The following is a 15683-nucleotide window of genomic DNA, read 5'->3' as shown; positions in this document are numbered from 1 at the left end:
TGCAAAGAAATCCGCACCAGCTGGGCATTTTTAAATCGTTGAGTGATTTCGGTCCGCCCGGCCCTGCCGCTTGCTAGCAAGAATTTGGGTCGTGTATCAGTTTATGATTCCACAGAAGCAGTTTGTCCTATAGCATTTTTAACAATGCCTCTTTTCGACGCTTTTATGAAAGAAATGATCTGTCCCATTTCCGGGGTAGGATCAAGATAAGCCTGCACGTATTCAATGGCTTGCGAAAAATTACGGCCTTGCTGGTAAATAGCACGGTATATTTCATGAATATTATCAATTTGTTCTTTGGAAAAACCACGACGCCGAAGTCCAATAACATTAATTCCAATGTAGTATACAGGAACGCCAAATACTTTGGTGAAAGGAGCTACATCAGAAAGGACACCACTCATACCGGAAACCATGGAATGAGCCCCTATCCGACAAAACTGGTGAACGGCACTCATTCCTCCAATCACTACCCAGTCTTCCAGGACAACCTCACCTGCAAGCTGGACACTATTGGAAACAACGCAATGATTTCCTACTTCCACATCATGTCCCAAATGGGTGTAAGCCATCAGTAAAGTATCATTACCAACGCTGGTTACACCCCTGGCAGCGGTACCCCTGTTTATGGTAACGTATTCCCGGACAGTAGTGCGATCACCAATCTCTACGGTAGAATACTCGCCATTGAATTTAAGGTCCTGAGGCTCGGCCGATATCACAGCACCAGGATATATTTTACATTCCCTGCCAATGCGTGCTCCGGGATATATTATTGCATTTGAACCTATCCAGGTTCCGTCGCCTATCACAACATCTTTATCTATTTTTGCAAAAGCTTCAACAGTAACATTATTCCCGATTTTTGCATCAGGATGAATTTCAGCCCTGTTTGAAATGAGTTGCTCCATCTTTTCTTCGTCTAATCTGTTTATAAAATCGGAGGCTGACATATTTTTTATGACAGCCCTCTGTTATCAAATTATTAACATTTCATCAATTTTACCTTATAGATATGACAATCCAGCAAAAAAAGACACGTACCAAAAATTTCGATAAATTCAGGGCAGCACTGAATCAAGAGAACTAACACGTTAATAATCAATTGAATTCAAAATACATTTTTTTTTATTATCGGCATCAAAAAGCCGGCTTCTTTCGAAGCCGGCATCCAAAATAGGGGAACCAAAAAGTCAAATAACCCCTAACAAATCATTTACTTCGTCGATAAATATTCATGGACATGAAGAGCTGCCTCACGGCCTTTCGAGATGGCCGTTACTACAAGGCTGGCACCATTGGCTGCATCGCCGGCCGCAAATACGCAGTCTTTCGTAGTAGCAAACGCCCCGTTAATTTTAACATTTCCGCGATTATCAAGCCCAAGTTCCAGCTCTTCCACCAGACCTTTATGGATTGGATGAACAAATCCCATTGAGAGAAATACCAGGTCAACCTCAATGGTTCGAAGGGTATCTTCTTTTTCCTGCATAACCCATCTGCCATTGTCCTGCATCCAATCTACCTCAACAACTTCGACGGCCTTCAGATGGCCGTTTTCACCGATAAACCTGCGTGTCGACAAGCTCCACATACGTTCGCAGCCCTCTTCGTGCGAGGTGGAAACCTTCATCACATTTGGCCAATAGGGCCAAGGATTATCGGGCGTCCGCGAAACCGGTGGTTTGGGCATGATCTCAATCTGAGTCACTTTGGAAGCCTTCTGGCGGTTGGCAGTCCCGACACAATCGCTGCCGGTATCGCCACCTCCTATAACCATAACTTTCTTTCCACGGGCATCAATCCGTTCATCAGGAGAAAAAGTCTCTCCTCGATTGACCTTATTCTGTTGTTTCAGGTAATCCATGGCAAAGTATACGCCTTTCAGGTCGCGTCCCTCGACAGGCAGGTCCCGCGGCTGCATAGCACCAATAGCCAAAACCACAGCGTCGTATTCATTCAGTATATCAGCTCCCCTTATATCTTTTCCAACACAGGTATTAACTCTGAATTCAATACCTTCTGCTTCAAAAATTCTGAGTCTTCTGTCAATAACTTTTTTGTTGAGTTTAAAGTCGGGTATTCCATACCGCAAAAGTCCGCCAATAGCATCATCTTTCTCAAAAACAGTGACAGTATGCCCCCTCTGATTCAACTGATCGGCAACAGATAATCCTGAAGGCCCCGAACCAATGACAGCCACCTTTTTACCTGTCCTCTTTTTCGGAGGGCGCGGTTGAATTAAACCAAGCTTAAACGCCTTTTCAACTGTTGAAGCTTCATTTTCACGTATGGTAACCGCCTCATCGTGAATAGCCAGCACACATGATTTTTCGCAGGGTGCCGGGCAAACACGGCCCGTAAATTCGGGAAAACTGTTTGTAGAATGTAATATTTCACTGGCAAGTTTGTAATCCTTACGGTAAAGAGCATCCTGCCATTCCGGAATTTTACTGCCTACCGGGCATGCCCAATGGCAAAAGGGGATACCGCAGTCCATACACCGCGATGCCTGTAACCGGCGATCCTCATCATTCAGGGTTTGCTCAACTTCACCATAATCATCAACCCGCTCATTGACAGGACGATATCCACTTGTTTTTTTCTGAACTTCTATGAATCCTCTTGGATCTCCCATAGCTAATAACCATTATATGACTTTTGAATAAAAAAGCCGGGATTAACATTTGATTTACTCTCTCAGATGCGGAGCATCTTCCGTCTCACGCAACTTTTTCTCCAATTCTTCAACCTTCTGCTGCTCAAGTACTTTCTTGTATTCAAACGGAATTACTTTTACAAACCGTGGCAGATATTTATCCCAATTGACAAGTACCTCCCTGGCTTTAGCACTATTGGTGTGCAACAGATGCTTATGAAGAAGAAACTGGAGTTCCTGAACATCCTCATAGTCCTGGACGGGCAACAGATCAACCAATCCTTTGTTACAGAAAAAGTCAAAATTTCCTGTTTCATCCAGCACATAGGCTATTCCCCCGCTCATTCCTGCAGCAAAATTCCGTCCTGTCGGCCCGATCACTACAACACGTCCTCCGGTCATGTATTCGCAGCAATGGTCTCCGGTTCCTTCAACTACGGCATTTGCACCCGAATTCCTTACCGCAAAGCGCTCACCGGCTATACCGTGGACATACAAATGACCACTGGTTGCACCATAAAGAACTGTATTACCTATTATAATGTTCTCCTCAGGTTTAAACTTATGACCCGTTGGGGGCACAACAATTATTTTCCCGCCGGAAAGTCCCTTCCCAAGATAATCGTTAGCCTCTCCCTCAAGACGAAAACTAACCCCGTTGACAAGAAAAGCACCAAAACTCTGTCCTGCAGAACCAGAGAACGAACAATTAATCGTATTTTTTGGAAGCCCTTCTTCACCATATATTCTCGAGACTTCACCGGATAACATGGCTCCGACGGCTCTGTCGGTATTGTTTACCGGATATGCCATCCAGACACGCGATCCGCTTTGAAGAGCAGGATGAGCTTCTTCAATAAGCTTCCTGTCAAGCACATCATCAATTTTATGATCCTGCTCCATGGTATTACGCAGCGGGTATTTATGACCTTCTTCCGGGAAGTGCAACAATCCGGATAAATCCAATCCTCCGGTCTTCCAGTTTTTCACGTCAGGGTCTCTTTCAAGAAGATCACTCCGGCCAATAATTTCATCAAGCGATCGATATCCCATTTGGGCAAGTATTTCTCTCACCTCCATCGCAATGAAGGTAAAGAAGTTGATAAGATTTTTGTACTTGCCGATAAACCGCTTCCTCAAAACCTCATCCTGCGTGGCAATTCCTGCCGGACAGGTATTCAAATGGCATTTGCGCATCATGACGCAGCCCAATACAATAAGGCTGGAGGTAGCAAAACCGTACTCTTCGGCCCCAAGAAGAGCCATTTTTACGACATCATGGCCGGTCTTTAACTGCCCGTCGGTCTGCAATTTCACGCGTCCTCTGAGATTGTTGAGCACCAGCGTTTGCTGTGTTTCGGCCAGTCCCAGTTCAACAGGTAATCCGGCATGCTTGATAGAGCTGGTGGGACTTGCACCGGTACCTCCTTCGGTCCCGCTGATCACTATAAGATCGGCATGCGCTTTAGCCACCCCGGCAGCAACAGTACCTACACCTGTTTCGGAGACCAGCTTAACGCTGATTTTGGCCCTTGGATTTGCATTCTTCAGATCAAATATCAACTGGGCAAGATCCTCAATTGAGTAGATATCATGATGCGGAGGAGGTGAAATAAGGGTAATGCCGGGGGTGGAATGTCTCAGTTTGGCAATTACTTTATCCACTTTATATCCGGGTAACTGACCGCCTTCTCCAGGCTTTGCTCCCTGAGCAATTTTTATTTGCAACTCATCGGCATTGACAAGGTAATTATTGGTAACCCCAAACCGGCCGCTGGCCACCTGTTTTATGGCGCTTCTGGCCGTGGTACTAAACCGTTTAGCATCTTCTCCTCCTTCGCCGGTATTACTTCTTCCTCCGATTTCATTCATCGCCATAGCGAGGGCTTCATGCGCCTCTTTGGAAATAGAGCCGTAACTCATTGCGCCCGTCACAAATCTTTTCATGACAGACTCAACAGGTTCTACCTCCTCAATATTTATAGGTGTACCGTTTTTAAATTTTAAAAAGCCACGTAAAAACAGCGGTTTTCTATTATCCTCCTCAATCTGACGTGAATACTGCTTATATTTATCGTAATCGTTTCTGGAGGTTGCCCATTGGAGTAACCCGATAGATTCCGGATTCCAGGCATGTTTCTCTCCGTATTTTCTGTAAGCATAGGCCCCGGCACTTTCATACGGGCCTTTTGGCAATAACTCATCGAAAGCCTTCTGATGGAATTCAAGTGCCTCTTTAGCAATTTCCTCAAACCCGACCCCACCGATCCGGGATGTCGTTCCGGTAAAATATTTGTCGATTACTTCCTGTGAAATCCCGATTGCTTCAAAAATCTGAGCTCCATGATAGCTGCGCAGGGTCGAAATGCCCATTTTCGACATCACTTTCAGTATACCTTTGTCGACAGCCTTAATGTATCTCTCCCTTGCTTCACTGTAAGAACCTTCAATTTTCCCCTGCTTTACTAAGTCGTTAATGGCTGCAAAGCATACGTAGGGATTGATGACACTGGCTCCATAGCCCAGCAACAATGCAAAATGCATCACTTCACGAGCCTCCCCCGTTTCAATAATCAATCCCACCTGCATCCTCTTTTTGGCCTTTATCAGATGATGATGAACTGCCGCGGTAGCAAGTAACGAAGGAATAGCGGCATTCTCAATACTCACTCCCCTGTCGCTCAGAATAATATAATTATTCCCGTCATCCACTGCTTTCCCGGCCCGTATGCATATATTTTCCACTGCTTTCTCAAGCCCCTTTCCGCCTTCAGAGGCACGGAAAAGCATAGGAATGGTGACATGAGTGAATTCTTCGCGGCGATAATCCTTTATTTTGCCCAGGTCGGTATTGGTAATCAGCGGACTTGTAAATTTAACAGACCTGCAATGTTCAGGACTTTCCATTAGCAGATTTTTAGACACAGAGCCAATATAATTGGTGAGTGCCATTACAAGTCCTTCCCGGATAGAATCTATGGGGGGATTTGTCACCTGTGCAAATTGCTGCCTGAAATAACTAAAAAGACGTTGCGGCTTGTCCGAAAAAATGGACATAGGTGTATCATTCCCCATTGATCCCACTGGTTCGACGCCGTTCCTGGCCATGGGCGTAATAATCATACTTAACTCCTCCTTATTGTATCCGAAGGCCTTCAGATACATGTCATACTTGTCGCCCAACTGCGAGGGTACGCGTTGCCGGACTTCAATATCCTTCAGACTGATACGGTTTTCATTCAGCCAGTTCTGGTAAGGATGTCGACGGGATAGCTGGGCTTTGATCTCCTCATCCGGAATTATGATGCCCAACTGAGTATCTACAAGTAACAGTTTCCCCGGTTTTAATCGCCCTTTGGCTACAATTTTTCCGGCCGGAAAAGTTTGTACGCCCACTTCCGACCCCATCACGATAAGGTCGTCATCGGTAATTACATAACGTGAGGGGCGAAGTCCGTTCCGGTCCAGTGTCCCGCCAATATACCTGCCGTCGGAAAAGACAACAGAAGCCGGTCCGTCCCATGGTTCCATAATGGTACTGTGATACTCGTAATAAGCCTTCAGGCTGGGAGGGATGGGGTTCTTATCGTTCCATGATTCAGGAATCAGCATAGTAAGCGCATGTGGCAGAGAGCGCCCGGCAAGAAACAGGAACTCAAGGACATTATCAAGCGATGCCGAATCACTTTTCCCTTCTTCAATGACCGGAAACAATTTTTTAAGGTCTTCCCCGAACATATCCGACTCAAGCAAGCCCTCCCTGGCCTGCATCCACATGCGGTTCCCTTTAATGGTATTGATTTCACCGTTGTGGGCCAAAATACGAAAGGGTTGTGCCAAATCCCAGGTGGGAAACGTATTGGTGCTGAACCTGGAGTGAACCAGAGCAATCGCGCTCATCATGCGCGAATCCTGTAAATCCGTAAAATATTCACTCAGTTGAGCAGGCGTAAGCATTCCCTTATAAATAAATACTTTGGAAGACAAACTCACAATGTAAAAACAATTCTTCCCCTTAATATCAGACTTGCGAATTGCATTTTCAGTAACCTTCCGAAGCAGATACAATTTCCTTTCAAGTGCATCCTGTTCACTGAAATTACCGGTCACAAAAACCTGTTTGATGACAGGCTCACTGCTTTTGGCAATCTCTCCTATAGCATCCGAATCCACAGGAACATCCCGGTAACCAATAAGCTCAAGACCCTCTTCAATAATATTCTGATTCAGAATTTCCAGGCAGGCTCTGGCAGAATTGGCATCAGAAGGCAAAAAGACCAACCCGGTACCGTAACTTCCCGCTGCCGGCAAATCGAAATCCAGTGTTCTGAAATAATCATGCGGAACCTGCATAAGAATACCCGCACCGTCACCCGATTTATTATCGGCACTTTCGGCACCACGATGTGTCATATTCACAAGTACCTCCAGGCCTTTCCTGACGATGTCGTTAGACGGTTTTCCTTTGATGTGCGCCACAAATCCAATTCCACAATTGTCATGTTCATTGACCGGATCGTACAGCCCCTGAACTTTCGGAAAACGTTGCTGCATACTAAATTATTTTAATGGAGATAAACAATAGGATAACTTCGTATTTTGAAGCATCCTGTTTTACACTATCACATTTTAAGTGGAAAAAATTAATATTCGAAAGCAAAAATAGCTATTTTGATTACATTTATCAAATTTCGAAGCAACAATTCTTACAATTAACTACTTTAATTAGTGTCTGCCATTAAAGCCAACATTTCTAAATCGGGGTTCACTCTAAGTAAAGCGATACATTCGTAAACCGTATCGATCCGCCCGGCTTTTCTTTGTAAGAAATTAGGTATAAACTACTGAGCCCGGTCTAAAAAGCATCTTTGTTGCCAAACTCGTTGTTGTTTTAAATTTTTGCATCCTCATTAACAATAAGTTAACTTCGGTACAAAAATTTAAAACGCCTGGATTTTGACAAAAATATGCCTTTTATACTGCACTCAACTACTAACTATTGACTACTGACTAAACCGGTCCACCTGAGAATTTGACCATGAATAATTCCTCTATTTAGGTATTAGGGTTCTTAATTATTTATTATTTTAGCAACATCCAAAATCCGCAAAAAATTATCAAAAGAATCGTTGTATCCCTTTCGGATTCTATTTAAAAAAAACAACCCGGGATGTAATTTCTATTATTTTTTGCTATCTTGAAAACTCAAACATGGAACGTGTCAAGAAAATAGTCGACTTTTATGCAACCGGCTTCAGGGAGCTACCGGACTGGGGAAGAGCGCTTTGGATCATAATACTCATCAAGCTCTTCATTATGTTTGTGGTATTACGCCTTTTCTTTTTCCCTAATCAGCTACAAACCAATTACAAGACGGATGAAGAACGGGCAAATCATGTTATCGAAAGCATAACCAAATCATAAGATAAGTAATAACGATTAAACCTCTGATACAATGCTTGAGAACATTGACTTCACCCTGGTCAACTGGTCGCGGGGGCAATTTGCCCTCACCGCCATGTTTCACTGGATATTTGTTCCTTTGACACTGGGGCTTTCCTATATCATGGCCTACATGGAGACCATGTATGTAAAAACAGGTGATCCGGAATGGAAAAGGATCACTAAGTTCTGGATGAAACTTTTCGGAATTAACTTTGCCATCGGCGTTGCAACGGGTATTATTCTGGAATTTGAATTTGGTACGAACTGGAGTAACTATTCCTGGTTTGTTGGAGATATTTTCGGAGCGCCGCTTGCCATTGAAGGCATTATGGCCTTCTTTCTGGAAAGCACATTCATTGCGGTCATGTTTTTCGGATGGGACAAAGTAAGTAAAAAGTTCCATTTAACAGCTACATGGCTGACAGCCGTCGGTGCAAGTCTGAGTGCTATCTGGATACTGGTAGCCAACGCATGGATGCAAAACCCCGTTGGTACCATCTTCAATCCCGAAACTGCCCGCAACGAGATGATCAATTTCTGGGATGTTTTCCTTTCGGAGACAGCCGTTAACAAATTTGTGCACACCACTACATCAGGTTTTGTGCTGGCTTCCATTTTTGTAATCGGGGTCAGCAGCTGGTTTCTGATTAAAAAGCGGGAGTTGCTGCTTGCCAAGCGAAGCATTGTCATTGCCTCGGTTTTCGGGCTTATCAGTTCGATTGTTCTTATCGGCACGGGAGACAGCTCTGCGAAAGAAATTGTAAAATCCCAACCGATGAAGCTGGCAGCGATGGAAGCTCTTTATGAAGGGCAAACCAATGCCCCGTTAGTCGCCTTTGGCATCCTGAGCGGAAAAGAAAACCACAAAAATGTTGATGCAGACAGTCAGGCCGACTTTCTCTTTAAAATTGAAATTCCTTCAATGCTTTCATGGCTCGCCTATGGAGATGCCGACAATTTTGTAGCCGGAATAAAAGACCTCATCATGGGCAATGAGGAACAGGGCATTCTCTCATACGAGGAAAAAATAAACCGCGGATACGAAGCTCAACAAGCGCTTCTTGCCTTAAAAGAAGTTCAAAAGACCAATCCGGAGAGCCCCGAAGCGGAAGAGCTGAAAGCCAAATTCAGGGATCCGGATTTTATCGAAAACAATGTTAAATATTTTGGGTATGGAAATTTTTATGATCCAGATCCCGAAGTATTGAAGAAAAACGCATTCAGGATGGTACCTCCAATTTCCATGACCTTTTATGCTTTTCATATCATGGTAATTCTTGGCGTTTTGTTTCTGCTTCTTTTCGCAGTTTTCCTCTATCTGGTTATGAAGGACCAACTGCACAATAAAAAATGGCTTCTATGGGCAGGGGTTTGGACCATTCCCCTGGCTTACATTGCCTCTCAGGCCGGCTGGATCGTTGCCGAAGTAGGTCGTCAGCCCTGGGTTATACAGGACCTTATGCCAACCATGAAAGCGGTGACTCAAATAGATGTTGGCTCGGTAATGACAACGTTCATATTGTTTTCGGTGACTTTTGTCGGCCTTTTCATAGCCGAAGTCAGGATTATGATTAAACAAATCAAAGTAGGACCCCAAAAGAAGGAGGAACCAAAAAATGTTTGAATCATTAACACATTTTGCATTGCAGCAATACTGGTGGATCATTATTTCTGTACTTGGAGGAGCTTTGGTATTCCTGATGTTTGTTCAGGGTGGACAAACGTTGATTTACCAGGTTGGCAAATCCAAAGAGGAACGCACCATGCTGATCAATGCCCTGGGCCGTAAATGGGAATTTACTTTTACCACACTTGTTACCTTCGGAGGAGCTTTTTTTGCATCATTTCCCCTTTTTTACAGCACCAGCTTCGGTGGTGCTTACTGGGCCTGGATGGTGCTCTTGTTTGCCTTTATTCTGCAGGCAGTCTCTTATGAATTCCGATCCCGTCCGGGCAATGTTTTCGGGGCACGTACCTATGAAACATTTCTCTTCATCAACGGATTGATCGGGACTTTTCTTTTGGGTGTGGTGGTGGCCAGTTTTTTTACCGGCTCACCGTTTACTTTGACCGATCTGAACGAAACCCGATGGGAGTCACCATTACGTGGGCTGGAGCTATTATTTAATGTACATAACCTTACTCTTGGTTTGGCCTTATTCTTTCTTGGCCGCACACTGGGCCTACTCTACTTTAAAAATACAGTAGAAGATGAAAAAATCGAAAATAATATTCAAAAGCAACTTTGGTATAACGCTTTACCGTTCCTGGTACTCTTTATTGTATTCATAACCTGGCTGATGTTTCGTGACGGATACGCTATAAACCCCGATAACGGAGAAATTTTCATGGAACCGCATAAATACTTCCGTAACCTGATTGAAATGCCGCTGGTACTGATATTGTTTCTGGCAGCTGTAGTCCTTGTCATTACCGGCATTGCCATCACGCTGTTCAGTAACAGCTCTGCTGGTATATGGTATACCGGGCCGGGGACATTTCTTGCCGTGTTTTCTCTTTTTCTTGTCGCAGGATTCAACAACACCGCCTTTTATCCTTCGAGCATTGATCCTCAAAGCTCACTGACAATTATGAAAGCCTCATCCAGTCATTTCACTCTGACAGTCATGAGCTACGTATCACTGATGGTTCCAATAGTGGTCGCCTATATCTGGTTTACATGGCGGGCCATTAATAAAAAGAAAATCAGTAAAGAGGAATTGTCATCCGGAGAGTCACATTTTTATTAGATGATTTGTCTATGTGTCAGGTTGGATAACTTAAACCTTAAACAAATCTCAGGAAAAAGAAGACAAACAAAAAACATTAACGATATGAGTTATTTTGGATCTGTTCTGATGCATCTTTTGTGGTTGGCAACTGTAGCCATTGGCTATTTTGCTTCGATGATGGCCATAAAGATATTTGATAAAAAATGGAAAGAAAAAACAGAAGCTGAAGAAGCAACAGGGAAATAACGATGATAAACAGGGCTTTGCAGTAATCAAAGTCCTGTTTATTGTGCATTGGTTAAAATTCTACGAAATGACGCCTTCGGCGTGGATGTTTATTTTGTGCATCAATGCTATAATATGGAAGCCCTTCAGGCTCCGTTCTATTAACCTCTTTCATCTCTGTCGCAAATCCGCAGTTTGTTTTAAGGAGCCAATGACATCTGTGCTACTACCATTCTGACGCCGGGCCGTGGCTATATTTCTACTTGCCTGATAACTACCATTCCTACCTTTATGCTCTGCCTCTTGCCCTGTTCGCCATGCCGCATTCTTCTGCCTGTCGGTTACTTATTTCTCTCCCCTGGATTTCTTTATTAAATCAACGAAATCATCGAAAAGAAACTCTGTATCGGTAGGTCCGCTCGAAGCCTCAGGATGAAACTGGGTAGAAAAAAAGGGTTTGGATTTATGGCGTATTCCCTCATTGGTGTTGTCGTTAATATTGACAAACAAAGGTTTCCACTCATCGCTCAAAGTGTCGGTATCCAGAACGTACCCATGGTTCTGACTGGTGATATAACATGTACCGGTGCCAACTTTAATAACGGGATGATTGTGTGCCCTGTGGCCGTATTTAAGTTTATGAGTTGAGCCACCGGCTGCGGTTCCAAGCAATTGATTCCCCAGGCAAATTCCAAAAATCGGCTTGTTACCGTTTAATGCTTTGCTGATGTGATTGATGGTAACATCACACATTTGGGGATCGCCTGGGCCGTTGGCAAGCATTATACCATCAAACTGATCGTTGTTGAAGTCATAATCCCATGGAACAAGAGTAACGGTAGTATCCCGCTTCAGAAGACAGCGAATGATATTGTATTTACCCCCGGTGTCGACTAATACAATTTTATACTTTCCATTCCCGTAGGTCACTTTTTCCCTGATACTGACACGAGATACTAAATTTTCCTTATTCGGATCATAAAAATCAATTTCTTCCCCGTCCACTTCAATCTTCCCAAGCATTGTTCCCTTTTCTCGCAATATTTTGGTCAATGCCCTGGTATCGATTCCAAAGATACCCGGAACTTCATTCTGCTTCAGCCAGTCTCCCAGCGAGCTCTTTGCATTCCAGTGACTATAATCAAAAGAATAGTCGGAAATGACAAATCCTGAAACATGAATGCTGTCGGATTCATAATATTTAAGAATTCCGTTTTCTTTATCATCTTTCGGCACTCCGTAATTTCCCACCAGAGGATAGGTAGAAACCAAAATCTGTCCTTCGTAGGAAGGGTCTGTTAAACTTTCCGGGTAGCCGGTCATTGCAGTATTAAAAACAACTTCCCCGGCCACAGATTTGTGATACCCGAAGGATTTCCCTTTAAAGACCGTTCCGTCCTCCAACACAAGCTTAATAGGCTTAAAATCAGGCATACTAAAATCTTCTTTAAATTTATCACTCGCCTTCCGCAAAAAATGCATTTACCGAAAAACCGGTAAATGCATGTAATTGTGGAACACTATCATGATGCAAAAATAGGAAAATGTTTGCATAAAAACCAGCCGGAAAAGAATAATTTTGAATATTTATTAAGTTTAATTCTTACAAACCGAATAAATATACATTAATGATATCTCAGAGCCCTCAAAAAACAGCGGAAGCACTTTCCGTAAAGAGTTCACAACATGATCCTTTAAGGATTGGAGAACATTTTATTTCCTTTTCTGAATCGGAACATATTCCAGTCGCGGATAAACGGCTTTGTAGGCGGGACGAATAATCCGGCGGCTCGAACAGGTAACTTCTTCTATGCGGTGTGCACACCAGCCGGCAATCCTGGCAACAGCAAAAATAGGGGTGTAAATTTCTTCCGGAATATCAAGACACTGATAAACAAACCCAGAGTAAAAATCGACATTGGCACAAACCACTTTGGAATTAGACCCTTTAAACTTATAGAATACTTCAGGGGCAATCCGTTCAATCAGGGCATAAAGTTTAAATTCAGCCAGACGTCCTTTCTCTTTGGCCAGTTCCTCTGCCTTTTCTTTAAGCAACACGGCACGGGGATCAGAGAGCGTATAAATGGCGTGCCCTATGCCGTAAATTTTACCTGTCCCGTCATTGGCCTTCTTGTTCAAAATTTTTTCGAGGTATTCGGCCACTTCATTCTCATCTTCCCAGTTTTTGACGTTTTGCTTGATGTTATTCATCATGTTGATCACTTTCAGGTTGGCACCGCCGTGCAATTCCCCTTTTAGCGAACCAAGTGCTGCAGCAATAGCCGAATAGGTGTCTGTTTGGGCCGAACTAACTACCCGTGTCGTGAACGATGAATTATTTCCGCCGCCATGTTCCGCATGCAACACCAGTGACAGGTCAAGCAAATCAGCCTCAAGACTGGTGTACTTATTCCCTTTGAGCATATAGAGGAAATTTTCGGCTGCGCTAAGTTCGGGTTGGGGATGACGGATAATCAGTGATTTCCTTTGAAAGGAGTGACGCATCCCATAGTAGGCATAAGCCACAATGACAGGAAATTTGGCAATGAGACTGATCGATTGTTTAAGAAGATTTTCAGGTGAATAATTTTCGGCTTCATCGTCGGCAGTATAAAGCCCCAATACCGAACGGGCCAGCATATTCATTACACTGCGACCGCGCAACGACAAAATCATATTTTTTGAGAAAAACTCGGGAAGTTCACGTTCCCGGGTCAACATTTCAGAAAACTCCTTCAATTGTGAAGTATTGGGCAATTTCCCCGAGAGTAACAGATAAGCGGCCTCTTCAAAGCCATGCCGTCCGTCTTGCTGAAAACCACGGCAAAGGTCCTTCAATTCAATTCCCCGGTAGTACAGTTCTCCATGGGCCGGGATGATTTTTCCCTGTTCATCTTTTTTATAGCCAACCACATCGCCAATGTTGGTCAGCCCTACCAAAACGCCGGAAAAATCTGCATTCCGCAATCCCCGTTTTACATCGTACTTCTCATACAACTCTTTGTCAATCTCACACGACTGAACTGCTGATTTCGCTAATTCTTTCAAAAAGGTCATACACAATATTTTTTGGTTAATTTGTGCTGTCCATAAAGTGCCATTTACTCTGTTATGCTTACCAAAAATACACATCCCGGTTTTTCGGGACTCCCTATTTTCGGAATTCGCAAGCCTTGCAAATGACACCTTCTGAAAAGACACATTATTAAGTAATTAATTTTTCAATAGCAGCCTCAACCTTCCCGAAGCTAAAACCATTCATCACGGCATCCATCTTCTCTCTGATTTTGTCATTACAAAGATTACCAATACTACCTTCGTGGGTATGCTCCACCCGGGAGGTGTCGGGACTGAACTTACCGGCTTCAATTTCCAGGCCTACCTGTTTATATGCATCCCGAAACGGAACTCCTTTCAGAACACGCCGGTTTACTTCCTCTACACTGAAAGCATATTTGTACATCTCGTTATTCATAATATTACGGACTACTTCCATGTGCTTCAGGGCAAGAGTCATTATATCGAGGCAACTGATCAATTCATCAAAAGCCGGAATAAAAATTTCCTTTATAATCTGCATATCCCTGAAATAGCCCGAAGGCAGATTACCTGTTATATATGCGATTTGTTGAGGCATATCGGTCAGTTTGTTGCAACGTGCCCGCAACAATTCAAAAACATCAGGATTCTTTTTATGTGGCATGATGCTCGAACCGGTTGTAAAATCATCAGGGAGCCTGATAAATCCGAAATTCTGGCTCATATACAGGCAGGCATCCATCGCCAGCCGCGATAAAGTGCCGGCAATCAATGACATGGCCATCGCCACGGTACGTTCCATTTTTCCACGCCCCATCTGAGCATATACAACGTTATAGCTGAGATCGTCAAATCCCAGTAAACCGGTTGTCATGGTCCGATCGAGTGGAAAGGAATTTCCATATCCGGCGGCAGCTCCCAGCGGGTTTTGGTTCACAATCTTCCAGGCCGCCAGCATCAATTGCATATCATCTGTTAAACTTTCGGCATAAGCCCCGAACCACAGTCCGAAGGATGATGGCATTGCTACCTGTAAATGCGTATAACCGGGCAAAAGATCATTTTTATGTTCGTCACTTTTGGTTTGAAGTGTCTTAAACAATTCCTGCACCGACCCGGCTATTTCCATAATTTTATGCCGCGTAAAAAGCTTCAGATCGAGCAGCACCTGGTCATTTCGCGACCGACCACTGTGCACCTTTTTACCAACATCTCCCAGTTTGCGTGTCAATTCAAGTTCTACCTGTGAATGCACATCCTCGACTCCTTCTTCGATTCGAAAATTTCCTTCTTTCGCTTCTTTATATAAATCCTTTAGTGCTGGCAACAAGGCGTTCAAATCATCTTCCGATAACAATCCGACTTTCTTCAGCATCATGCTATGAGCTATTGTACCTATAATATCAAACGGGGCAAGAAAAACATCCAGCTCCCTGTCCTTTCCTATCGTAAATAATTCTATCTTCTTATCGGTTCCGGTACCTTTATCCCATAGCTTCATAGCTGCAAATTTTATTAAACAAGTACATCTCAACAGAGGGTTAGAATTTCAGAATTTCAGATGTTCGATTTAACCTTGT

General features: G+C 43.6%; 10 protein-coding genes. 4 read left to right on the top strand and 6 right to left on the bottom strand.

Features of this window, described 5'->3' with window-relative positions; all coding sequences use genetic code 11:
* Positions 1-101: 101 nt before the first annotated feature.
* The 3 genes from lpxA to gltB form a co-directional block, all read right to left on the bottom strand.
* Positions 102-911: an acyl-ACP--UDP-N-acetylglucosamine O-acyltransferase gene (lpxA, locus tag ATH1_RS0102435; protein ID WP_029163919.1), complete on the bottom strand. Its 810-nt coding sequence runs from the start codon at positions 909-911 to the stop codon at positions 102-104.
* Positions 912-1216: 305 nt separating this feature from the next.
* Positions 1217-2638 carry a glutamate synthase subunit beta gene (locus tag ATH1_RS0102430; protein WP_010417064.1) on the bottom strand — a complete coding sequence of 474 codons (1422 nt, stop codon included), beginning with the start codon at positions 2636-2638 and terminating at the stop codon, positions 1217-1219.
* Between the two features lie 54 nt (positions 2639-2692).
* Positions 2693-7213, bottom strand: a complete 4521-nt coding sequence (gene gltB, locus ATH1_RS0102425; protein ID WP_010417062.1) for a glutamate synthase large subunit — start codon at positions 7211-7213, stop codon at positions 2693-2695.
* 657 nt (positions 7214-7870) lie between these two features.
* On the opposite strand from gltB, the gene ATH1_RS0102420 reads away from it, so the two are divergent.
* The 4 genes from ATH1_RS0102420 (at position 7871) to ATH1_RS21805 (ending at position 11082) form a co-directional block, all read left to right on the top strand.
* Positions 7871-8083: a DUF4492 domain-containing protein gene (locus ATH1_RS0102420; protein ID WP_010417061.1), complete on the top strand. Its 213-nt coding sequence runs from the start codon at positions 7871-7873 to the stop codon at positions 8081-8083.
* A gap of 31 nt (positions 8084-8114) precedes the next feature.
* Positions 8115-9728 (top strand): cytochrome ubiquinol oxidase subunit I, encoded by a 1614-nt coding sequence (locus ATH1_RS0102415; protein WP_010417058.1) that lies wholly within the window; start codon positions 8115-8117, stop codon positions 9726-9728.
* Positions 9721-10854: a cytochrome d ubiquinol oxidase subunit II gene (cydB, locus tag ATH1_RS0102410; protein WP_010417056.1), complete on the top strand. Its 1134-nt coding sequence runs from the start codon at positions 9721-9723 to the stop codon at positions 10852-10854. The genes ATH1_RS0102415 and cydB overlap by 8 nt, the downstream gene beginning before the upstream one ends.
* An 84-nt stretch (positions 10855-10938) precedes the next feature.
* Positions 10939-11082 (top strand): hypothetical protein, encoded by a 144-nt coding sequence (locus ATH1_RS21805; protein WP_010417054.1) that lies wholly within the window; start codon positions 10939-10941, stop codon positions 11080-11082.
* A gap of 324 nt (positions 11083-11406) precedes the next feature.
* Here ATH1_RS21805 and carA read toward each other — a convergent pair whose 3' ends face one another.
* From carA to argH, 3 genes are all read right to left on the bottom strand, one after another.
* A complete protein-coding gene (gene carA, locus ATH1_RS0102400) occupies positions 11407-12495 on the bottom strand; it encodes a glutamine-hydrolyzing carbamoyl-phosphate synthase small subunit (protein ID WP_010417051.1) in 1089 nt (362 codons plus the stop codon).
* Between the two features lie 279 nt (positions 12496-12774).
* Entirely contained in the window at positions 12775-14121 is a 1347-nt protein-coding gene (locus ATH1_RS0102390; protein ID WP_010417047.1) for a citrate/2-methylcitrate synthase, read from the bottom strand.
* A 148-nt stretch (positions 14122-14269) separates the two neighbouring features.
* Entirely contained in the window at positions 14270-15604 is a 1335-nt protein-coding gene (gene argH / locus ATH1_RS0102385) for an argininosuccinate lyase (RefSeq protein WP_010417046.1), read from the bottom strand.
* Positions 15605-15683: the final 79 nt, after the last annotated feature.

The organism is Anaerophaga thermohalophila DSM 12881 (assembly GCF_000191885.1).
Lineage (GTDB): Bacteria > Bacteroidota > Bacteroidia > Bacteroidales > Marinilabiliaceae > Anaerophaga > Anaerophaga thermohalophila.
The sequence above is the reverse complement of the archived record's forward strand: the minus strand, read 5'-3'. Positions and strand labels throughout refer to the sequence as shown.

Coding starts and splice junctions, on each gene's coding strand:
- ATH1_RS0102430 (WP_010417064.1), bottom strand. CDS start 2,638: ATGGGAGATCCAAGAGGATTCATAGAAGTTCAGAAAAAAACAAGTGGA.
- carA (WP_010417051.1), bottom strand. CDS start 12,495: ATGCCTGATTTTAAGCCTATTAAGCTTGTGTTGGAGGACGGAACGGTC.
- ATH1_RS0102415 (WP_010417058.1), top strand. CDS start 8,115: ATGCTTGAGAACATTGACTTCACCCTGGTCAACTGGTCGCGGGGGCAA.
- ATH1_RS0102420 (WP_010417061.1), top strand. CDS start 7,871: ATGGAACGTGTCAAGAAAATAGTCGACTTTTATGCAACCGGCTTCAGG.
- ATH1_RS21805 (WP_010417054.1), top strand. CDS start 10,939: ATGAGTTATTTTGGATCTGTTCTGATGCATCTTTTGTGGTTGGCAACT.
- ATH1_RS0102390 (WP_010417047.1), bottom strand. CDS start 14,121: ATGACCTTTTTGAAAGAATTAGCGAAATCAGCAGTTCAGTCGTGTGAG.
- gltB (WP_010417062.1), bottom strand. CDS start 7,213: ATGCAGCAACGTTTTCCGAAAGTTCAGGGGCTGTACGATCCGGTCAAT.
- cydB (WP_010417056.1), top strand. CDS start 9,721: ATGTTTGAATCATTAACACATTTTGCATTGCAGCAATACTGGTGGATC.
- argH (WP_010417046.1), bottom strand. CDS start 15,604: ATGAAGCTATGGGATAAAGGTACCGGAACCGATAAGAAGATAGAATTA.
- lpxA (WP_029163919.1), bottom strand. CDS start 911: ATGGAGCAACTCATTTCAAACAGGGCTGAAATTCATCCTGATGCAAAA.